This is a genomic window from Paenibacillus sp. Root52 (genome assembly GCF_001426865.1).
Taxonomy (GTDB): Bacteria; Bacillota; Bacilli; order Paenibacillales; family Paenibacillaceae; genus Paenibacillus.
Genome location: NZ_LMFO01000001.1, coordinates 792,804 through 814,201, shown reverse-complemented (window position 1 = coordinate 814,201; position 21,398 = coordinate 792,804). Strand labels below are relative to the sequence as shown.

Annotated in this window: 16 protein-coding genes; 12 read left to right on the top strand and 4 right to left on the bottom strand. The window is 43.7% G+C overall.

The window, feature by feature from the left end; translation table 11 throughout:
* Window positions 1-65: 65 nt before the first annotated feature.
* From ASD24_RS03430 to ASD24_RS03420, 3 genes are all read left to right on the top strand, one after another.
* Window positions 66-1,637, top strand: coding sequence for a sigma-70 family RNA polymerase sigma factor (locus ASD24_RS03430; RefSeq protein WP_056691515.1), 1,572 nt, complete (start codon window positions 66-68; stop codon window positions 1,635-1,637).
* Window positions 1,638-2,072: 435 nt separating this feature from the next.
* Window positions 2,073-3,389 carry a hemolysin family protein gene (locus ASD24_RS03425; protein ID WP_056691512.1) on the top strand — a complete coding sequence of 439 codons (1,317 nt, stop codon included), beginning with the start codon at window positions 2,073-2,075 and terminating at the stop codon, window positions 3,387-3,389.
* A gap of 258 nt (window positions 3,390-3,647) precedes the next feature.
* Window positions 3,648-4,142 carry a hypothetical protein gene (locus ASD24_RS03420; RefSeq protein ID WP_056691509.1) on the top strand — a complete coding sequence of 165 codons (495 nt, stop codon included), beginning with the start codon at window positions 3,648-3,650 and terminating at the stop codon, window positions 4,140-4,142.
* An 8-nt stretch (window positions 4,143-4,150) separates the two neighbouring features.
* Here the strand turns inward: ASD24_RS03420 and ASD24_RS03415 are convergent, their stop codons facing one another.
* The 4 genes from ASD24_RS03415 to ASD24_RS03400 form a co-directional block, all read right to left on the bottom strand.
* Window positions 4,151-5,116, bottom strand: coding sequence for a hypothetical protein (locus ASD24_RS03415; RefSeq protein WP_056691506.1), 966 nt, complete (start codon window positions 5,114-5,116; stop codon window positions 4,151-4,153).
* Window positions 5,094-5,684, bottom strand: a complete 591-nt coding sequence (locus tag ASD24_RS03410) for an RNA polymerase sigma factor (protein ID WP_056691499.1) — start codon at window positions 5,682-5,684, stop codon at window positions 5,094-5,096. Before ASD24_RS03410 ends, ASD24_RS03415 begins: the two co-directional genes overlap by 23 nt.
* 209 nt (window positions 5,685-5,893) lie before the next feature.
* Complete coding sequence (locus tag ASD24_RS03405; protein ID WP_056691496.1) at window positions 5,894-7,126, bottom strand: aminopeptidase; 1,233 nt, start codon at window positions 7,124-7,126, stop codon at window positions 5,894-5,896.
* Window positions 7,127-7,261: 135 nt separating this feature from the next.
* Window positions 7,262-8,494 carry an aminopeptidase gene (locus ASD24_RS03400; RefSeq protein WP_056691493.1) on the bottom strand — a complete coding sequence of 411 codons (1,233 nt, stop codon included), beginning with the start codon at window positions 8,492-8,494 and terminating at the stop codon, window positions 7,262-7,264.
* Between the two features lie 217 nt (window positions 8,495-8,711).
* On the opposite strand from ASD24_RS03400, the gene ASD24_RS03395 reads away from it, so the two are divergent.
* The 9 genes from ASD24_RS03395 to ASD24_RS03355 all read left to right on the top strand — a co-directional run bounded on the left by ASD24_RS03395 (window position 8,712) and on the right by ASD24_RS03355 (window position 21,342).
* Window positions 8,712-8,978, top strand: a complete 267-nt coding sequence (locus tag ASD24_RS03395; protein ID WP_200956123.1) for a hypothetical protein — start codon at window positions 8,712-8,714, stop codon at window positions 8,976-8,978.
* A gap of 197 nt (window positions 8,979-9,175) precedes the next feature.
* Window positions 9,176-9,985, top strand: a complete 810-nt coding sequence (locus ASD24_RS03390) for an MBL fold metallo-hydrolase (RefSeq protein WP_056691487.1) — start codon at window positions 9,176-9,178, stop codon at window positions 9,983-9,985.
* Between the two features lie 192 nt (window positions 9,986-10,177).
* The gene (locus ASD24_RS03385) at window positions 10,178-11,188 is read left to right on the top strand and encodes an aldose 1-epimerase (RefSeq protein ID WP_056691483.1); all 1,011 of its coding nucleotides are present in this window, start codon (window positions 10,178-10,180) and stop codon (window positions 11,186-11,188) included.
* Window positions 11,189-11,550: 362 nt separating this feature from the next.
* Window positions 11,551-12,939, top strand: coding sequence for a class II fumarate hydratase (fumC, locus tag ASD24_RS03380; RefSeq protein WP_056691480.1), 1,389 nt, complete (start codon window positions 11,551-11,553; stop codon window positions 12,937-12,939).
* 197 nt (window positions 12,940-13,136) lie between these two features.
* Window positions 13,137-15,902: a CHASE3 domain-containing protein gene (locus ASD24_RS03375; RefSeq protein WP_056691476.1), complete on the top strand. Its 2,766-nt coding sequence runs from the start codon at window positions 13,137-13,139 to the stop codon at window positions 15,900-15,902.
* 267 nt (window positions 15,903-16,169) lie between these two features.
* The gene (locus ASD24_RS03370; RefSeq protein ID WP_056691473.1) at window positions 16,170-17,777 is read left to right on the top strand and encodes a PucR family transcriptional regulator; all 1,608 of its coding nucleotides are present in this window, start codon (window positions 16,170-16,172) and stop codon (window positions 17,775-17,777) included.
* A gap of 249 nt (window positions 17,778-18,026) precedes the next feature.
* Window positions 18,027-19,541 (top strand): 2-oxo-4-hydroxy-4-carboxy-5-ureidoimidazoline decarboxylase, encoded by a 1,515-nt coding sequence (gene uraD, locus ASD24_RS03365; RefSeq protein ID WP_056691471.1) that lies wholly within the window; start codon window positions 18,027-18,029, stop codon window positions 19,539-19,541.
* Window positions 19,538-19,921, top strand: a complete 384-nt coding sequence (gene uraH / locus ASD24_RS03360) for a hydroxyisourate hydrolase (protein ID WP_235540308.1) — start codon at window positions 19,538-19,540, stop codon at window positions 19,919-19,921. Before uraD ends, uraH begins: the two co-directional genes overlap by 4 nt.
* A 107-nt stretch (window positions 19,922-20,028) precedes the next feature.
* Window positions 20,029-21,342 (top strand): Zn-dependent hydrolase, encoded by a 1,314-nt coding sequence (locus ASD24_RS03355; RefSeq protein ID WP_056691468.1) that lies wholly within the window; start codon window positions 20,029-20,031, stop codon window positions 21,340-21,342.
* The last annotated feature ends 56 nt before the right edge of the window (window positions 21,343-21,398 follow it).

Sequence of the window (21,398 nt, the reverse complement as noted above, 5' to 3'; positions counted from 1 at the left end):
ATCATGTTTGAGACTGACAGATAGAAGATTCAATACGTTCGACATAAGGAAGGAACTGATTAGCAGTGAAATCATGGATTGAAGGTGCTGTGCGCGGTGAGCCTGATGCGTACGAGCATCTGGTTAAGCAATTCCGGGGGATGGCTCATACGGTAGCGCTCCATATACTTAAGGACGAATTTTGGGCTGAAGATGTCGTACAGGAAGCTTTCACCGAGGCGTTCTCGAATTTGACTCGTTTGGACAAGCCTGAGGCGTTTCCTGGTTGGTTCAAAGTGATTGTAGAGAGACAATGTTACCGCTGGTTGCGACGTAAACGGCATGCCACCATTCCTGTAGAGGAGCTCTCGCATATACACAAAGAAGATCAGACGAACGATCCCGAACAGCTAATGTTGCTGAAGGAACAAAATCGTATGTTGTATGATTTAATTGGGAGTTTACCCTCATCGATGCAGCTTGTTGTAGATATGTTTTATTTCAAAGGGTACTCTTTGAACGAAATTTCGGACTTTTTGAATGTATCTATCTCGGCGTTGAAAAAAAGATTGTTTGATGCCCGTAAAAAGCTTAGACGCTACATCCCTGTGGCAGACGTAACTTCTGTATTTACCAATCTCTACGAAGGAGGAGAAGGCATGCTTCATATTACAAATGGCGACCATGCAGCAGATCGCATCAGGCAAAGTGGAATTCAGGGGGACGTTCTCGTCTGGAGAGAGTTATACCCATTTGGGCCTGTCTCTAGAGACATGACGGAGCCGAAGGAAAGGAGTAGACGTGCAGCCTATCTAGAACGTGAACTAGGTATCCCCCAGCCCGTATATTTACAGATTGCCGAGCTGGAACGGAAGCTTCAATCTTTGCATAACGAAAAGGAGATTGTTTTGTGGTTTGAGTATGACCTGTATGATCAAACGATGTTATCTTACCTGCTTTACTTTTTCGAAGGACAATCGCTAGGAGACACTACCCTGCATCTGTTATGCATTGATTCTCATCCCGAGATTGAACATTTCAGAGGGCTTGGACAGCTCACACCCAAACAAATTGGCCGCTTATCCGGAACATGGCATGTCATAGGGACTGAGGAAATGGAAGCTGGCCGTTTGTTCTGGGAAGCGTACACCTCACCGAACATCCAGGATCATATCGAGTTCTTAACCAAAGACACATCTGCTTATCCCTTTGCACATACTGCATTTCAGGCGCATCTGTCCCGACTGCCTTCGATCAAGAATGGATTGGGGATCATCGAACAGACTACCTTAGAGGCGATCAGAGAGGGGATCGGCCATCCTTATCCACTATTCAAGCATGTTGGTGACCAGCTTCATTGGCTTGGGATGGGTGATTTGGAGTATTGGGCTCATCTACGCAGAATGTCATCTGAGCCATATGCTTTACTTTCGCTAACGGATCCAACGAGCTTTCCTGATTTTCAACAGCATAATGATGAGTTCCGGGGTGCAGTTCTCTCTTTGACTCCCCTCGGAATGCAGGTGTTAGATGAGGAAGTGGATTGGGCAAGCCTTCGAAGAAAAGAAGCTTGGTTCGGCGGGTTAAGGAACGAGGAAGGCAAGCAGCCGCGCTGGCGCTGGGATGTTAATTCCAAGAGTGTAATTGTATTAGAATGATTGAAGTTGAATGCGAACATCAACCCAACGCAAAATAGTGCTAGAATGCTCAAATAAATTAAGGAGTATCCATCATGTTAACCATGATCGGGATACTTCTTTATTTATAAGAACTGTGGCGTCCATCTCATGATTGTCTATATTGAAGGTCTGCCTGTTCGTTCTAATCAAATATGTTAAAGAAATGGCGTTTTCATGTTATTTGTAAAAGAAAAAGCTAGTTTACGTCATTTCAGTGTCATAGGACACGGATTGACTGTGTAGTTTAGAGTTATATAATAAAAGAAGCATATCCTTGTTATTCGACACAATAAGGGCGGAGGTGGAAGTATTGGGAAGTTGAAATTGCATATGAGCGGCAGAATGGCTAATATCCTACATTTTCGAAGGAGGTGGACCTATTTGCCGAAGAATAACGGCGAATAGGATGAACATTTGAGTGACCCCTTACCGAGTATTTTAAACTTAGTATTAATCGGTTTACTTGTATTGATGAATGGTTTCTTCGTGTCGGCAGAATTCGCGATGGTAAAAGTTCGCGGTAGCCGCATCGAAGCTTTGGTGGAATCAGGCAATAAAAATGCAATTTATGCTTCCAACATTGTACGTAATCTAGATGCTTATCTATCTGCGTGTCAGTTAGGGATAACGCTAGCTTCACTGGGACTTGGGTGGCTGGGAGAACCGGCAATCGCTCACTTGCTTGAGCCAATGTTTACAGCATTAGGATTAGGTCCTGTTTATGTGCATGGCGTTTCGATTGCCATTGCTTTTGTTATTATTACGATTTTGCATATTGTACTCGGGGAACTTGCTCCCAAAACGATAGCAATCCGTAAATCGGAGACGGTCACGTTATGGTCTGCGGCACTGCTTACGTTTTTCTACAAATTAATGTATCCCTTTATATGGGCTTTAAATGGAATGGCGAACAGCCTTTTGCGTATGTTCCGGATGGCACCGGCCTCCGAACTGGATGAAGCGCATAGCGAAGATGAAATACGCATTCTAATGAAAGAAAGCAATAAGAGCGGTTTAATTGACAATACTGAATTGGCGCTTGTTGATAATATATTTGATTTTACGGCAACGACCGCCCGTGAAATTATGATTCCGCGGACGGAAATGATCTGTCTGAACGCCAATCAGTCGATGCTGGAGAATCTGGAGATCGCCAGTGAAAGCATGAGAACCCGTTATCCGGTATATAACGGTGACAAGGATCATATCATCGGTTTTATTCACATTAAAGATCTGATGAAATCTCAATTAACCGATACGATCTCAGTCATTCGTCCAATTCTTGCCGTTCCCGATTCAACACCAATCAGTGACTTGCTCAAACGCATGCAGCGCGGTAAGACACAAATTGCGATTCTGATTGATGAGTATGGAGGAACCTCAGGACTTGTAACGCTTGAGGATATTATGGAAGAGATCGTTGGTGAGATTCAGGACGAATTCGATCAGGAACGTCCTGCGATTGAGCAAGTGGATGAAATGGAATACTCGATTGATGGGCTTATGCTGATTGAAGAAGTAAGTGAGCGTTTCGGATTAGAGATGGATCGATCGGATTATGACACGATTGGTGGATGGCTATACTCCAGAGTCGAAACCATTCCGCCTGAGGTGGGACAATCGGTAGAGTACGATGGACATCTCTTCGTAATCCAGGAGACAGAGCACAAACGAATCTCCCGTGTAAATGTGATTAAGTTAGAGATGTTAGTGGAAGAAGAAGGGGCTTGATATAAGCTCTAGAAACAGTGTGCATTTATATTAAAAGTCATCTATCCACAATAATAGAAACCGTACAGTGTTGTCATTCACTGTACGGTTTTTCTTTAAGAGATGAAAGTGCATGGTAATTAGAATGCTGATTTAATTATCAGCCCGAAATTCTTTTAAAAAATAATTGGAATAAAGGGTTTTATTTGAAACCAATCACCATTAAACTTCGTATATCAACTGTGGAAAGCTAAAATTTTGAATTGGAGGGTTAATTAAATGTTGAAGAATAATATGAAGAATGTCACTAAAGTGACACTAGCAGTCGCATTAACTTTACCTTTGATCCTAGCCATACCTAACGGTGAAATTCAAGCAGCCTCAAAAAGTCCTACCGTCGAATCAGGAGCGTTGACACCACCTCCACCAGAAGTGCAAAGCATCCAGAGTAATGCTCAACTAGATAATATTTATTATGCAAATGGATCGGTCATTCCAGGAGGAGGCCTCACTGCAAAAGTAAGTATAAATACGATCACTTACAGTCAGATGAACTATATTCAAGTAGATTATCGTCTCGAACGTTGGACTGGAACAGCATGGGTCACCTATCGTTCGAATTCTGTCACGAAAAGTAATATTTCTGCATTGAGTGCAGAAAGCAGTTGGACAGTTATAACGGGTTATTATTATCGAGTTGTGAGTGTTCACACTGCAAATGATGGTTCAACTGCAGAAAAAACTACGCACACATCACCAAGTATACTCTTTTAGCGAAGTCATTAATTGTTAAAGTGAAACTTTTGTTTCTGTAGATCGTTTGCAATTGCAAGTAATTCCGTTTTGCTAACGGTACCGTATATGCTAACATTGGTGGATCCCATCATCCACTGAAAAGTATTATAAGTAGGTCCTGTTGAGAAAAACGCATCGCTACCGTCTTTTAAAGTGACTGTGGTAGTCTCACGAAGTACAGGATTTTCAATCACTTGACCAGGATGAATCCAAATAAAATCAAATTGAATTATTTCATCCTGTACATTTGTGCTTTCTATTGTGTAAAGAACTCGTAATTGGTCTGATTCAAAGTCACTATCCAGAGGGCGAGCCCCATCTATATCAAGCATAAGCTCGAACTTAATGTTATTAAATCGCTCAGGGATTGCTTTGGAGAGTAAGAAGTCACCATTAAACCCTGAGCGTGCTTCTTCCTCAGTGACTTTTACAGGAACTAGTGTCTGTGTGAAATCTCTTTCGAATTCAGACGCTTGTTCAACAGTCTCTTCTGAAAAAACTTTTGGGGCATCCTCAATACCTGGATTGGGTGGAGGTGGAGTTTTAGCAGTTGAAGGATCTGCACCAAGCATTTTTTCCGTACCATCTTTGATGACGATGGATTTCATCCCATTTCCCCAATCTTTTATCGTTTGCACAAAAGGAGATACCGCTTGTGTGCCGGCAGGGACACTAAACAGCAATGCACCTAGGGTAACGGATGCTGCCACAACACCAGATAACCAGAAGGTCTGTTTACGTTTTCTACGTTTGCCTATTCTATTAATCTCGGTTTGCACCTTGAGCCAAGATTCCTGCATGTTTTTGGTTTGTTCGTGACTCGGGGTAGGGGAGGCAGAAGCTGCCCGATGGAATGCTTCATCAAAAACTAACTCGAAGGCATCATCAAAAAAGTCATCTTCCAACTCTTCGTATGACTCCTGATCATGCTTATCTAATTTGCCTTTGCTCAATGCTTCCACCCCATTCCTTATGTAGTTGCTTCTTAATGTTTCCCCGAGCACGGAATAACCGCTGTTTAACAATCTCTTCTGATGTATCCAAAATCTCAGCCATCTCCCGATAAGAAAGTCCGTCTTTCCACCGCATCTCGATCAGAACTCGGTATTCAGGTTTGAGCTGGCTAAGGTAAAACTCTATAGATTCTTGCATCATTTGCGTTTCAACTGTGGTCTCGACAGAAGCTGAAGTCTGATTAATCGTCTCCATATCTATAAAAACACTATCCGTGTCCAGTTGGTTACGGTTATTTTTATTTTTTCTCAAATAATTAATGGCTGTATTTCGTGTTACGACTTTAAGCCATGCTCTTAGTTTGACTTCACTCTCGAAAAGAGGTTTGTTTTTAATGATTTTGATAAAAGCTTCCTGAATGATGTCTTCAGCAGCAGCTCGCTCTTTGATAATATAAACGATGAGGCCATGTACCATATTATAATATTCATAATACACTTCTTCCTGAAGTGCAGGGCTCAAATTATGGAAATCTGAGGCTAAGAGTAATTGGAGCCGATTAGCCATGATGTTCTCCTTTCTGGTGAAGAATCCACAAACATTGGTATCATTTCATTTTACAGCATTATATGGAAGTCTCACAATATCATCGTTTTACATATAGAGCGAATTGAATAGAAAGAAGACCGCCCCGTCTAACCATAAATATGGTTAATTAGGCAGTCTCTTATAGTAGTTTCAAATATAAATGCTGTTGCTAGAATTCATGCGTCCTATTAGAACGCCCAGTCACCTTTCAGGAAGATCGCTTCACGTTCACCACTTGTCGTAATACCGTAGATATCTGTCTCGGGCGAACCCATCATGAAATCTACATGAGTGATACTCGTGTTCATACCACGTGCGGCAAGCTCTTCTGGGGACATCTTTTTGCCACCATCAATATTAAAGGCGTATGAACTACCGATTGCAAGATGACAGGATGCGTTCTCATCATAGAGTGTTGTGTAATATAAAATGCCGCTTTCGGAGATAGGGGAGTGGTAAGGTACCAGAGCAACTTCACCCAAATAATGAGAGCCTTCGTCCATATTAATCAGACGTTCAAGCGTATCATGTCCTTCCTCCGCATGAAAATCAACAATCCGCCCATTCTCGAACGTCAGCGTAAAACGATCAATAATGCTTCCGCCATAACTCAATGGTTTCGTGCTGGATACTGTACCATTAACGCCGTGCTTTGCTGGAGCTGTGAACACTTCTTCTGTTGGGATATTAGCTACAAAAGGAGTACCTTGTTCATTCACACTTCCTGCCTGAGCCCAAATATGTCCTTCTGGAAGCTCAACGGTTAGATCGGTACCAGGTGAGATAAAGTGCAGTGCACGATACTTTTTGTTATTAAGTGCAACGGCCTTGTGTTCTAAACGCTCGATGTGCTGATCCCAAGCTTGGATAGGATCTTCTAAATCTGCCCGTACGGCAGCGAAGATGGCTTCCCACAGCTGTTCCATCTGTTCAGAGGCAGGAAGTTCTGGGAATACTTTGGCAGCCCAGTCAGGTGAAGGGCAGGCTACACCTGTCCAACTCATTTTATCTGCCTGCTGATACTGACGGTATTTAGCAAGTGCCTGACCATATGTTCGTTGATGCGTAGAAATACGTTCCGGATCAATTCCCTTCAACAAGTCAGGGCTTGATGACAGCACAGTTAAGAATGCCGCGTTGTTTGCAGCAAGCTCTTCAAGCTCAGCAGCATGCCATTTCGGAGGATCTTGGAATGATTGTTCCGGAGCCATCTCGAAACGCAGTCGATTCACAGTTTCGTCACTGAATTTTACGATGACTTTCTTGGCACCCGCTTCATACCCCTTGCGTACCAACAGGCGTACAAATTCAACTGTATCTATCATGGCACTGATCACAAAAATTTGTCCAGGTTGTACGTTTGCTCCTACTTTGACAGCGAGCTCCGCGTAACGATCCAGCTTTTGTTCGAATGTTAACATCTAATTGTCTCCTTACTTTAACCGTAGTCATTATCAAGCATTTTCTAGCCGAACCTTGCATGCAATGTTAAATTTATCGATATAAACAAAGGAAGAGAGAGGAATGTTATCCTCTCTCATGAAATTCGAAGTGATTTAGAATGCCCAGTTTCCGTTTAGGAAGATGGCTTCTTCTGTACCTTCGGAAGTTACACCGTGAATATTCATTTCTCCTGATCCAATCATAAAGTCCACATGCGTAAGGCTAGAGTTCAAGCCAGCGTCAATAAGTTCTTGCTTGGACATCGATTTTCCGCCTTCAAGACAGAATGCATAGGCATTACCGATCGCCAAGTGGTTAGACGCATTTTCATCAAACAGCGTGTTGTAGAACAAAATATTCGTATCGGAGATCGGTGATTGATGAGGTACGAGAGCAACCTCGCCCAGATAGTGTGCACCTTCATCCATTTCGACCAAGTTTTTGAGAGCATCATATCCCTGTTCAGCGGTATAATCTACCACTCGGCCATTTTCAAATGTAAGGGAGAAGCCATCGATTAGGTTCCCACCATAGCTGAGTGGTTTGGTGCTACGAACAGTACCATTAACCCCTGATTTCAGAGGTGCGGTAAATACCTCTTCCGTAGGCATATTAGCAACGAACACATGACCTTGTTCATTGACGCTGCCACCAGATACCCACAGATGTCCTTCTGGAAGTTCGATCGTCAAGTCTGTGCCTGGAGCTGTGTAGTGAAGCTTTTTATATTTCTTCTGATTAAGCAGATCCGCACGGGAATCAAGGTTGGACAGATGCGTTTTCCATTCAGCGACGGCGTCTTGCTCACCAATGCGAACCGTTTTGAAGATAACATCCCATAATTTATCCATTTGTTGTGCTTCCGGAACATCCGGGAATACTTTGGCAGCCCATTCAGGTGATGGAACAGCAACGATCGACCAGCTAAACTTATCCGCCATTTGCAATGCACGATATTTTTCAAGCGCTTTGGCACGCACTTTCTGGCTAGTTATGATTCGCTCCTGTGCGACACCATTCAAGAGATCAGGATTCTCGGCGATAACATGAAGTACTGCTGCGCCTTCTTCTACAAGCTCAGTCATTTCGCCTGCGAACCACTTAGGCTCGATTGAGAAGGACTCTTCTGGAGCCAGATCATAGTGAAGACGAGTAACAACCTCATCGCTCCAATTCACTTTGACCAGTTTGGCACCTGTATTATACGCTGCTTTTACGATGAGACGAACAAAATGTGCTGCAGAGATTGGTGCATTCACAACCAGTGTTTGTCCAGGGTGCACGTTGACCCCAACTTTTACGGCCAGTTCCGCATACTGCTGTAGGTTTGTTTCGAAATTATTCATGCTATATTCTCCTCCAATAATCATAAATTGTCGTAGCCCTCGTTGGCTGATACAGCCCTCATCATGTGTATGTAAGGATAATAAAAGCTCCTTCATTGAATAAGGTATACGTTGCTACGATATATATTGTACAATTAACCAATAATAATTACCAAACCAGGTTTACCATAAAATGTGGAGAACCGTTCTAGATGAGAGATTAAAGGAGAGAACGAGAGTGAATATTGAAGTAATTCGCGCTGAAATGCGCCGTGAAGATGAGAAATTGTATGTGGGAAATACAGTTTTTAAGGCAGAAGGAACCCAGTCACAGTATGAGATTACCTTTATGAGCAAAAACGGAAAGGATTGGGATTATAGTCTTCATTTCACCGAGCTATCTGGGGACGAAGAGGAATTGCTTCGGATGGACGAGCTGCTAGAGAATGATGATGATCTCTACAATCAGTTGCTTGATGCTGCACTGGATGCTTATCTTGCCTAAATGCAATAACTTATGTGATTACATGTTTTGGTTCTATTATGGAATCGCACTGACTATACTAGACGGTGTATGCCTGTTTAAGGGTGTACACCGTTTTATTTTTTTTGATAATGGAATAGATATGCCAGAAAAGGGAAGTCTACGACAGAAGAATCGAGTATAGAGGGACAATCCGCCTGAATGGGAGGTAACCGTGAATGGCATCTGACAATCTGATTACATCAGGAATGACGGGGCTTGAAGAAGTCGCACACGATATCCTCAGTATGCGTACACTATTTGTGAATGTGATATTCATCGGTGAGCCAGGAAGCAGAAAATGGGTGCTTGTGGACACGGGAATGGCGAAGTTCACTGATCATATTGTTGAAGTTGCAGCAGAGCGATTCACCGGACCGCCATCTGCCATCATTTTGACCCACGGGCATTTCGATCATGTAGGTACCGTCATTGAGCTTGAGCAGTTTTGGGGCGTACCTGTGTATGCACATTCGCAGGAAATCCCCTATTTGACGGGCCTGAAAGACTATCCGCCTGCTGATCCTACTGTTGGTGGTGGGATTATGGCCCGATTGTCCTTTGCTTACCCGAATGAGGCGATTAATCTGGATGATCGGATTTTCAGTTTGCCGGATGATTATTCTGTTCCAGGAGCTCCTGGATGGAAATGGGTGCACACGCCAGGGCATACACCAGGGCACATCTCACTATTCCGGGATCAGGATCGTATCCTTATTGCTGGAGATGCCATTATCTCTGTGAAGCAAGAGTCGCTCTGGAGTGTTCTGCTTCAGGACAAACAGTTGCATGGACCACCGGCATATTTTACGACCGATTGGCAGGCAGCTCATCGATCCGTTCAACAGCTTCGACAGCTCGATCCGAACATCGTCGTTACAGGTCATGGGCATTGTCTTACTGGCGAGATGTTAAGTGAATCACTGCGTAAGCTAGATCATGATTTTGAAGAAACGACAGTACCGGATCATGGGAAATATGTAGATTAAACTATACAAACAATAAGGATTATAAAACATAACCGAGTTAAGACAGCGGCACTGGATGCTTGCTGTCTTTTTCTATGTCATAGTTCGTTAATTAATGGATGTGTTCTATATCATAGATTGGTATTTTGTGCCCAGTCATGATATATTCGAGCCGTATAGTATAAACCTTAGTATGCACAGGAGGTACATATAATGACACATCAAAATCAAGCGGTTGAAGAACAATTTGGCGGTATCCCCGCTGTATGGCTTCGCTTTAATCAATTTGAAGCGGCAGTTATCCCAAGTGTAGGTGGGAACCTTGTAGCTTATCGGGATACAGAGCAGGGGCATCGCTATTTGCGGGAGCCAGATCTGAACAATATGGATGAATTCCGAGCTGCACCTGCGGTGTACGGTATTCCAATTCTATCTCCGCCCAATCGGTATGAGGATGGACGTTTTCCTTGGGACGGTGAAATCTATCAACTTCCGGTAAATGAACCAGCAACAGGAAATCATCTACATGGTTTTCTACATGATGTGGAATGGAACGTAGAGGGATATGGCGTTAACGAGCTAGAGAGCTATGTTCTGTTGAGTCAGGAAGTGAAAGAGGGACATCCTTTCCATAAGTATCTGCCGTTTACGTTTACGGTGACACTTCGCTACTCATTGAGTCAAGATGGACTGCAACAACAATTAAAAGTAAGAAATAACGGAACGAAGCGGATGCCTAATTTGTTTGCTTTCCATACAGCGATTAGTGTACCTTTTGATGCAGCGAGTCAACGCGCGGATTATACAGCCAAAATTACGATTGGACAGCGACGTGAGTTGAATGAACGCTCCTTGCCTACAGGTGAATTTCAACCGCTTACACCGGATGAAGAGAACTTGAAGGCAGAAGGTGTGAATCCGTTTTTTGCTGCGATGGACAACCATTACACGGCTGTACCGCAAAATGGACGTAACTATATGGAACTGACGGATCATCGTACGGGTCATAAGCTGGTTTATGATGTAGGCACGTCCTACAAACACTGGATGATCTGGAACAACAATATGGAGGATAACTTCTTCTGTCCCGAACCACAGATGAACCTTGTGAATGCACCGAACGTGAAAGGGGCTTCTGCAGAAGAGATCGGACTCATTGGTCTTGAAACCGGAGAGATCTTCGAGCAGACAAGTCGCTTATATCCAATCCCTGCTCAAAAATAATGCTATGCCCGTTTTGCGGTACGCTTACAATTTTGTCGAAAAGGTGAAAATTAACCCTTATCTCATGTATACTATGGCTATATGGGTTTAACTGAACTTTTACACTAGAACGGAGAGGACAGAAATAACGTGGTGAAGCGAAGCGTTCGTCTGAAAGCTTTCTGCAAGAAAGCTACATCGGAAGCATAGGCTATCCCCGGATTTCCCCTTTGAAAGAGGAATCAAAAAAATCTGGGGATAACAGCGATCGGAAAGTTGTTCTGTCATCGTAGTGGTCAGTGTAAATCATTTTTAGTTAAACATATATAGATACACCCACTTTTGAGAAAACCCAGACCATTTTTTTGGAGGAGGAAAAGCAAGTGGAATACCGCATTGAAAGAGATACACTTGGAGAAATGAAAGTACCTGCTGACAGATTATGGGGAGCTCAAACCCAACGTAGTAAAGAGAATTTTCCGATCGGGCACGAACATATGCCCATGGAAATTATCCGCTCTCTCGCTATTTTGAAGAAAAGCGCTGCGGCGAGTAACCATAAATTAGGTAAGTTGTCTGCTGCCAAATCCGATGCGATCGCATACGCTGCCGATGAGATCATTGCTGCACGAATTGACGATCATTTTCCGCTTGTAGTATGGCAGACGGGTAGTGGTACACAATCCAATATGAATGTGAACGAAGTTATCGCCAATCTCGGTAACCAATTGCTAGAGCAAAAGGGTAAGGAAGAACGTCTTCATCCAAATGATGATGTCAACATGTCCCAGAGTTCGAATGATACGTTCCCAACAGCGCTGCATGTCGCAGGCGTACTTGCTGTTGAAGATCAACTTTTGCCGGCTATTGCTGTATTGAAGAAAACGCTGGCGGATAAATCTGAAGCGTTCAAAGATATCATTAAAATTGGACGTACTCACCTTCAGGATGCTACTCCGATTACATTAGGTCAAGAAATTAGCGGTTGGGAAGCGATGCTCGCGAAGAGTGAACGCATGATCCGCGAAAGTGTGCAATACATGAAGGAACTTGCGATTGGTGGTACAGCGGTAGGAACGGGCATTAATGCACATCCGGATTTTGGTGATTTCACTGCCAAAGAGATCGGCAAACATACAGGTAAGGATTTTGTATCGGCGCCGAACAAATTCCATGCGCTCACAAGCCATGATGAAGTCGTTTACGCACACGGTGCAGTAAAAGCGCTTGCAGCTGATCTCATGAAAATTGCCAACGATGTACGCTGGCTCGCTAGTGGCCCACGTAGTGGTCTGGGTGAAATTAGCATTCCAGAGAACGAACCAGGCAGCTCCATCATGCCAGGCAAGGTTAATCCTACGCAAAGTGAAGCGTTAACGATGGTCGTTACACAAGTCATGGGTAATGATGCAGCCATCGGATTCGCTGCGAGCCAAGGTAATTTTGAACTCAACGTATTCAAACCTGTGATTATCTATAATTTCCTTCAATCGGTGCAATTGCTTGCAGACTCCATCATTGCCTTTAATGATAAGTGTGCAGTGGGCATTGAACCTAATCTGGGTCAGATTGAACATAACCTGAACAACTCGTTAATGTTGGTTACAGCACTCAACCCGTATATCGGTTACGAGAATGCAGCCAAAATTGCGAAGCTTGCGCATAAGGAAGGCCTGTCTCTGAAAGAGGCAGCATTGCAAACGGGGTTACTTACCGAAGAGCAATTTAATCAGTATGTAGACCCAGCGAAGATGATCGCACCAAAAGCTTAAGGAATTAATATATTTATGAATAGAACGATGTGAAGCGGCCTGTGAGAACAGGTCGTTTTTTTCTTGTGAAGAATAATATAGGATAATGCTTGTCATTAATATACGCATGCATATAAAATACATATGCAAGTATAATAGTACGTGTTCAAAAAGTAACCTATTGTAATTGATTGGTTTATATCATTGGAGGTTAAGTGGTGCTAAAAAGGAGAAGATTCACAATACGCTCCAAAATATTAATAGGTTATCTTGTGGTTGTATTGTTATTTGGAGCCGTTCTGCTAGTTCTGACAGCTCTGATTAACACATTACAGAAAGAAAATGACTTTATCAGCCATCATGACCTGGATGTACACAATTTGACCAACTCTATTGAAAAAGCTGTTCTCGATATGGAGACAGGACAGCGAGGGTTCATGCTTACTGGAAACGAGACGTACTTAGAACCTTACATACAAGGTCTCGCCCAATGGAATTCTCATTATGAAGCACTCTATGAATTAGTGAATGACAACCGGTCGCAACAGCTCAGTCTTGAAAATATCAAGACACACATCACCCGCTGGATTGAAGTGGCTGGTGAACCTTCCATTGAACTGAAGAGACAAGGTGATCAGGAGCAGGTACTAGCATTTTTTCAATCCGATCCTGGTAAAACTGAAATAGATCTATTAAGATCACAGCTCACGAACTTCCGAAACACAGAGATTGCTCTGACCGAAGCAAGGGTTACTGATCTAGCAGCCCGTAGCTCAACACTACTGACGGTCATGTACAGCTTATGGGGAATGATTGCAATACTGTCCGTTCTAGCGGCAATCGTAATCTCAGGCAATATTATCAAAACGTTACGCGATGTCAAACAAACTATTAGCGAGATTTACAAAGGTGGAAATCTCACACAACGTATCCATGTACGAACCAATGATGAGGTTGGCGATCTGGGCAATGAGACGAATAAGCTGCTGGATACCGTACAAGAGCAGAATCGTACAAAAGATCGTATTACTGAAATTGCTACGCTAATGCAGAACCCAACGACATTAGAGGGATTATCACGGCGGTTTCTGAATGAGCTTGCCATGCTGTTAGATATTCCGTATAGCGTCCTATACTACTGGAAAGACAATCGACTGTTGCGTGTTGCTGCATATGCGGCTGATGGCGACAAAGAACGATCACTCGGTAAAGTTTCACTGGCACCTGGCGAGGGGCTTTTGGGGCAAAGTGCAAATGAGCAACGAATGTTGCGCTTAAACGATCTGCCGCAGAATTATATTCGTATCTCGTCTGGGCTCGGACATGCACCTGCAACATCTCTTACGGTTATTCCTGTCATCTTCGAAGGAAAAACGATTGCTGTCATTGAACTTGCCTCGATGAAGCAGCTACAGGATAGCGAGATTACGCTACTCAACGAAGTGATTGATATATTTGGTGTATCGCTTCATTCGACTGTAACCCGTATGGAACTGCAGCAGTTGTATGATGAGTCTCAGGTACTTAATGAAGAGTTACAGGCACAATCTGAGAAGCTTCAGGTGCAGACGGAAGAAATGTTATCACAGACGGAGGAGCTTCAGATGCAGACCGAAGAGCTGTACATGCTGAATGAACGTCTAGAGGAACAAAAGAATGTAGCTGAGTCCTCAGCTAGTGAACTAGCTGAAGTCGCCGATCAATTACGCACAAGCTCAGGGTACAAATCCGAGTTTCTCGCCAATATGTCTCATGAACTCCGCACTCCGCTCAACAGTATGTTAATTCTGTCTGAAATTCTGGCAGAGAACAAAAATCAGCACTTAAATAAAGAAGAGCAGAAATACGCATCAGTGATTCATGCATCTGGCAAAGACTTGCTTAATCTGATCAATGACATTCTCGATCTATCCAAAGTCGAAGCTGGCGAGATGGAAGTCGATTTCAATGACGTCTATCTGGACAGTTTGCCTGAGATGATGAATCAATATTTCTTAAAAACAGCTGAGCAAAAGGGAATTGATTTCCGCATCCAGTTGCACAGCAATCTCCCGGAAACGATTATCTCTGACGAGATGCGTTTGCATCAGATTCTTAGAAACTTACTCTCGAATGCATTTAAGTTTACGAAACAGGGTGAAGTTGCTCTTACCATTTCCAGAGTGAATTTACCTAGTGCAACGAAGAAGGGGCAAGAGGACGAAGTTATTGCATTCTCGGTTAGTGATACAGGAATCGGTATTGCAGAACATAAGCTGGTACAGATCTTTGATGCGTTCAAGCAGGCGGATGGACATACAGCACGGAAGTATGGTGGAACAGGTCTAGGACTTTCCATTTCCCAATCACTAGCGAGTTTGTTGGGAGGTTCCATCTCGGCAACGAGCCGGGAAGGGGAGGGCAGTGTATTTACTTTGTTCCTACCGCTGCATCACGATGAACAAGAAGATGTGTATGATTCCAGACTCTTCGCGAATGAAGTCGCTTCTACTGCGCCTCAGCTTCCGGAGAATACATCTTCAAGAGTGCCACACACATCGTCTGACATATCACCCAATGAGATGTTGTTGACACCTCTAGAAGAGTCGCTGCTTCGCGGACGTCAGGTGCTTGTTGTAGACGATGATATTCGCAATGTTTATGCATTAGCTAACGCGCTTGAACGGTATGATATGCGTGTGATCACTGCTCAGAACGGATACGAATGCCTCGAAATGCTGGAAAGTGGTGAGGCCAAGCCTGACATCATTATGATGGATATTATGATGCCAGAATTGGACGGCTACGAAACGACACGCCAGATTCGGAACAGATTAAATCTAACCAGTCTACCGATCATCGCGTTAACGGCGAAGGCAATGAAAGAGGATCGTGATAAATGTCTTGCTGCAGGAGCATCGGATTACATCAGTAAACCGTTAAATATGAAAGAGGTCATTTCTCGAATGAAATTATGGCTAAGCCATGAGACGCTCGGAATTTAGATTATCCTTCAAGGTATCGTGATTCATAATAATCACCTTTAAACCCATGAACATGGTGTAGCGTAAGCTTGCCATCGAGTCATGGGTTTTATTTTTTTTAGATGTAAGCTATTTCCAAGTTAATGATGTTATAATACTTAACAACGTTCATGGTTATTTATGAAAATGTGATATGAGATAAATAATTAAATTTATTATGACGTAAAAACAGGACTTCACATTCAATTTATTTAACTTTACTTGTCATATATATGGGAGGTCATGTCCATGCAACTTACGGTGAAAGAAGCTTTGCAGGTATATCCTTTATCCGAGGCGAAATTGGTCGCAGGTGGAGAGGGAACTTCACGGATGATGAAATCCGTCAATGTCATGGACGCTCCAGATATCGCGGATTGGATTAAATCGGGAGAACTGTTATTTACGACAGCTTTTATTATGAAAGACAATGAGATGGATGCGTTGCATCTGATGCGTAGATTGAATGATCGTGGCTGTGCAGGCCTTGGTATTAAGCTTGGTCGTTTCTGGGATTGTATTCCGCAGGGCATTATTGAAGAAGCTGATCGCTTGCGTCTGCCGCTTCTTGAACTCCCATTTCAATTCACATTTTCAGATCAGATGAATGCCTTATTCAAAGTAGAGCACGAGCGCACGCATCGCTTGCTGCATGACGTGGTACAGAAGCAGAAGAAGCTAATGCATTTTGCTCTGCAACAGCAACAGCACCGGAACGTATTTGCAGAGCTTGCCACCGTATTAAACTACCCAATTGCTGTCATTGGGTCACGAGGACATGTATTGTACGGCAGTGATGGAATAGCAGGCGATGCCATTGCTCAAGGCTGGCCGTGGAAATCTATTATGCATCGTGTTAAGTGGAACCAAGGTAGCTGTCACCGTGTACCGATCAAGCAAAGCGATGAACAATACGGATTTTTGCTTGTATTTACGGATTCTGCCCTATCACTGCGAGCGGAGGAAGAGTTGTTCCAACAAGCTGCGGATGTACTCGCTTTTTATATGGATATGACGTATCGGGAACATATTAATCCGACAGTACAAGACGAGATGCGTACGTTGCTTACCCAGTACTTGGAACATAAATTGAGTGTTGAGGAATTAACAAAGATGAGTGAGAGCAAGGGGATTCATCTCTTTCAAGGCACATATCAGTGTGTGCTGATTACGCTAGAGCCTTCCGTTTTTGCAGAGGGAAAATTGTTGAAGCAGATTCATCGTGAGCTACAATATAACCCATTAATGCAATTTACGGCTTCGCAGCACTTCCAGATTGAAGATGCCATCCTGTCCATCTATACCTGTCCAACAGGTCGGGACTATGGTGAGGAACTATCTAGTTTTCTGCTTAGTCGATTCGCCGATGTGCTGAAAGCGCAAGACGCCAAAGGGGAGTCGTCCCCACGCTTCTGGATTTCCAAAATGAAGCATGAGCCGAAGTCGCTCCGTGAAGCTTATCAGGAGTGTCTGGATACGCGTCAACTGGCACGTCGATTCGCGATGAAGGATCGAGCCCTTCAATTTGAAATGCTGGAATTCGCCTATGTGTTTCAATATGTACCGGATAACATTATGGAGACTTACTGTAACAAAGTATTAGAACCGTTATTAGCACGAGAAGGGGATCCTAATCAGGTCTTGATGAATACATTGGAATCTTTCATTGAAAATGATGGATTAATCAATGAAGCGGCGAAGCAGCTATTTGTACACCGGAATACAGTAACCTACCGGATGGAGAAGGTTAGCAGTTTGCTGCAGATGGACTTTAAGAAAACGAATGATCTGCTCAAATTAAAGCTAGTATTCACGTTCCGTAAGTTTATTCGTGATAAGACCACGATTAGGGGTTAAGCGAACCGGGATTAACGCTGTGCAATATTCCAGTAGGACAATTCCTTACATCAATAACCGTAATCTCTAGGGAGGTTACGGTTATTTTGTGTTTTCCAACTATGAAGGGGATGTGTTCCGTGCATTATAACCAAATTACAAACTTCATGTTATGTTATATGACAAAATTGCGTCAATATCATTGCTGTGTGATAAAGCGATACGTAAAATGAAGAACAACAATTCACACAGTAGACCGGAGGTTATCATATGAGCGAATTCATTAAACTCGTTAACAACTGGTCTATCACACAGTTTGTGCATACGTTTGGCGGCTTGTTTGAGGAATCACCTTGGGTGGCAGAGCTTACTTGGCCAACAAGACCATTCAATTCATTTGAACAGATGATGAAAGTCATGACGAGTATGGTTCTGGTTTCGAACGAGGACGCACAGCTAGAACTGTTGCGTAAACATCCTGATCTTGGAGCTAGAATTCATATGAGTAATCATTCGGTGAATGAACAGTCCGGCGCTGGTCTTGATCATCTAACCGAGGCACAGTACAACGAACTCCGAGAATTAAATCAAGAATATACAAGCCGATTCGGCTTTCCTTTTATATTGGCAGTGAAGGGTCATACAACAGATTCAATTCTGGAAGCGATCCGGCAACGTAATCACCGTCGTCCAGAAGAAGAGTTCCAAACCGCACTCCAAGAGGTTTTCAAAATTGCTTCCATCCGCCTGGAGCAATGGATAGATCAGATGGGAGATGAACAGGCCTTGGTAGTTCGAGCTGCAAAGACGCAGCAACGAACGATGTATTACGGAAAAGGGGACATCTGGATCTATCGTTCCTATGCGAAGCCGTTAACTGGAATACAGGTAATCCCTGAATCTCCTTTTGCCGGAAGGAGTAATATTTTGTTCGGTATGAACGTTAAAGTCGCGATACAAGGGGATCATTTATTACCTTTTTTTGCAGGATCGGATCTTTCCGATTCCCTTACGACCGAAGCTATGAATCAGTTCATTTTAAGGCATGCTTCTGAATACACCGGCGCTACAATGGAGGGGTTTCTCGCGTATGTAAGTGAGCGATTTCTTGTAACCTACCCACAGATAACTAAGATTCAGATGACAGGAGATCAGATTCTCTTTGAGGATACTCTGATTCAAACAGAAGGTGGTTATCAAGTAAGCGACCTGGTATTTCGTTATTCGCAGAATGATCGAGCCACGGCAGCGATTGAAGCACAACATGTTGGTGATCGCGTAGAGCTTAACAATCATTTTAGCGGGATTGCCGATCTTAGGCTTATCAAGGTTGAAGGTAATGAACTAGCAGATCACAGGAATGCAACATTTACAGCATCGTCAAAAGCAACGAATTGCCCGCTTGCTCTCTATCTAAGCGTTAACTGGCGTTACGCAGATCCAAGAGACGGGATACATGATGAACGGGGGCGTTACGTTCCTGCGGAGCAAGTGAGAGATATAGCTGCTACTGCATTCCATGATAGTACATCGACTTCAATTGAGCATCTGCTGTATCAGATTGGACACCGGCTGCTAAGTCGATTTGATCAATTGTGTGAGGTGTCCTTTGAATCCAATAGCCGAACGTGGGAGAACACTGTGAGCGTAATTCAGGAAAGCGAGAGCTCTCCAAGGGGAGCTGTATACACAGAGCCTAACCCTTCATATGGATTTCAGGGCTTCTCCATGACACGAGACGATCTGGAGAGCCATCCAATCAACTCCAAGGAAGAAGGTGCATGATGACTACAGCGTCTACGGGACGAATTACAACACATGTGTTAGATACATCCCGAGGCATTCCTGCTGATGGGGTTCCAGTTGCACTATATGTCCTAACCTGGGAAGTAGACAGGGAAATTAGAACCAAGATTGCAGAATCCATGACCAACCTTGATGGAAGATTAGACACCCCATTGATCGGAAATGGAGAACTGAGTATAGGAATTTATGAGATTCAGTTTAATGTCGAGAGTTATTATGCGCAGCGACCTTTGGGTGAAATGGCGCAGACGTTATGGGGAGTGGTGCCGATTCGATTCACGGTATCGGATGCGACAAGTCATTATCACATACCATTGTTAATTGCTCCAGGTGGCTACAGTACATACCGAGGAAGCTAAAGTTAACAAAATAGCACCCAACTACAACAAGTGAATAACTGAACCGCTTCCGGCAGTTGACTTCAGCCATAAATGGTTCTCAAACGTGTTACAGAGGAGGTTGAATGATGACAGAATCCGACGTTCAACCACAACCGGGGTCGCCTATACCCTATGTTCCTTTACCTGAACTGGAGCTTGTAGAATTACAAGCAATGCTGGATTGGCTATCCACCTACGGAGCAGATGCACAGGGCGGCGTCACTCGTTTATTGTATGACAACGCTTGGTCTGAAGCACAGCATGCTCTATCCAAACAGATGGCAGACAAAGGTTTGGTTCCGGCGTTCGATCAGTCAGGCAACTTATATGGAACATTGAGCAGTGAAGGATCAGCATCCTTCGATGAGGATAGAGAAGCTCCCTATCCCATTGTTACTGGCTCTCATATCGATTCAGTCGTTCATGGCGGAAAATATGATGGAGCATACGGTATTGTAGCCGGCATCCTTGCGTTGGAATACTTACACAAGCACTTCGGTAGACCGAAGCGGACACTAAAGGTAGTGTCACTTTGCGAAGAAGAAGGCAGCCGATTTCCCTTTGCATATTGGGGATCAAGGAGCATAACCGGTGTGACAACATTGGAGGAAGTTCAGCACCTGCTTGATCAACAAGGAGTATCCTTCTCCCAAGCGATCTTGGGAGCTGGTTTTGGGCCAGATCGTGGCTTGGAGCCTGCTGTTCAAACCTATGGGGCATTTATTGAGCTCCATATTGAGCAGGGTCAAGTATTGGAACGACACTCCCGTTCGATTGGGATTGTATCCGATATCGTAGGACAGAGAAGATACAACCTTACCGTTATAGGTGAGGCGAACCATGCGGGTACTACACCCATGTTATGGCGTAAAGACGCACTTGCGGGTGCGGCAGACATGATTGTTGCGATTCGAAGGATTGCCCTGCAGACAGGCGAGCCGTTCGTAGCCACGGTCGGTCGCATCGTGGCAGAGCCGGGTGTGGGTAATGTCGTTGCGGCCAAAGCTACATTCTCTCTTGATATTCGACATGTCAGACAAGAGATCTTAGATCGTTGTTGGCAGGATATGTTACAGGCTTTTCGGCGTATTGCTGCTGAATACCAGCTTCATTTGGAATGTGAAGAACACCTCTCGGTAACACCAACCCCCATGAATGAGAAGATCCAGCAAGATATCCAAGAGATCTGTGAACGTGAGCAAATTTCTTATCTGCATATGCCTAGTGGGGCAGGACATGATTCACAGATTTTCCAGCCGGCTTGTCCAACAGCGATGATTTTTGTGCCAAGTCAACAGGGCATTAGTCATAACCCTCGTGAATTTACAACTGAAACGGATCTAATGAATGGTTTTCGGGTACTTGTTCGCTTGCTCTATAAATATGGCTATGAGGAATGAAGGACATATCGTTTTACCGTTTACCATTAAGTAAATCCGTATAGACGGAGAGACGG

What these genes read in the sequence shown, in the direction of transcription:
- ASD24_RS03420 (WP_056691509.1), top strand. Translation starts at nt 3,648, where the DNA reads ATGTTGAAGAATAATATGAAGAATGTCACTAAAGTGACACTAGCAGTC.
- ASD24_RS03410 (WP_056691499.1), bottom strand. Translation starts at nt 5,684, where the DNA reads ATGGCTAATCGGCTCCAATTACTCTTAGCCTCAGATTTCCATAATTTG.
- ASD24_RS03405 (WP_056691496.1), bottom strand. Translation starts at nt 7,126, where the DNA reads ATGTTAACATTCGAACAAAAGCTGGATCGTTACGCGGAGCTCGCTGTC.
- ASD24_RS03400 (WP_056691493.1), bottom strand. Translation starts at nt 8,494, where the DNA reads ATGAATAATTTCGAAACAAACCTACAGCAGTATGCGGAACTGGCCGTA.
- ASD24_RS03390 (WP_056691487.1), top strand. Translation starts at nt 9,176, where the DNA reads ATGGCATCTGACAATCTGATTACATCAGGAATGACGGGGCTTGAAGAA.
- ASD24_RS03385 (WP_056691483.1), top strand. Translation starts at nt 10,178, where the DNA reads ATGACACATCAAAATCAAGCGGTTGAAGAACAATTTGGCGGTATCCCC.
- ASD24_RS03370 (WP_056691473.1), top strand. Translation starts at nt 16,170, where the DNA reads ATGCAACTTACGGTGAAAGAAGCTTTGCAGGTATATCCTTTATCCGAG.
- uraD (WP_056691471.1), top strand. Translation starts at nt 18,027, where the DNA reads ATGAGCGAATTCATTAAACTCGTTAACAACTGGTCTATCACACAGTTT.
- uraH (WP_235540308.1), top strand. Translation starts at nt 19,538, where the DNA reads ATGATGACTACAGCGTCTACGGGACGAATTACAACACATGTGTTAGAT.
- ASD24_RS03355 (WP_056691468.1), top strand. Translation starts at nt 20,029, where the DNA reads ATGACAGAATCCGACGTTCAACCACAACCGGGGTCGCCTATACCCTAT.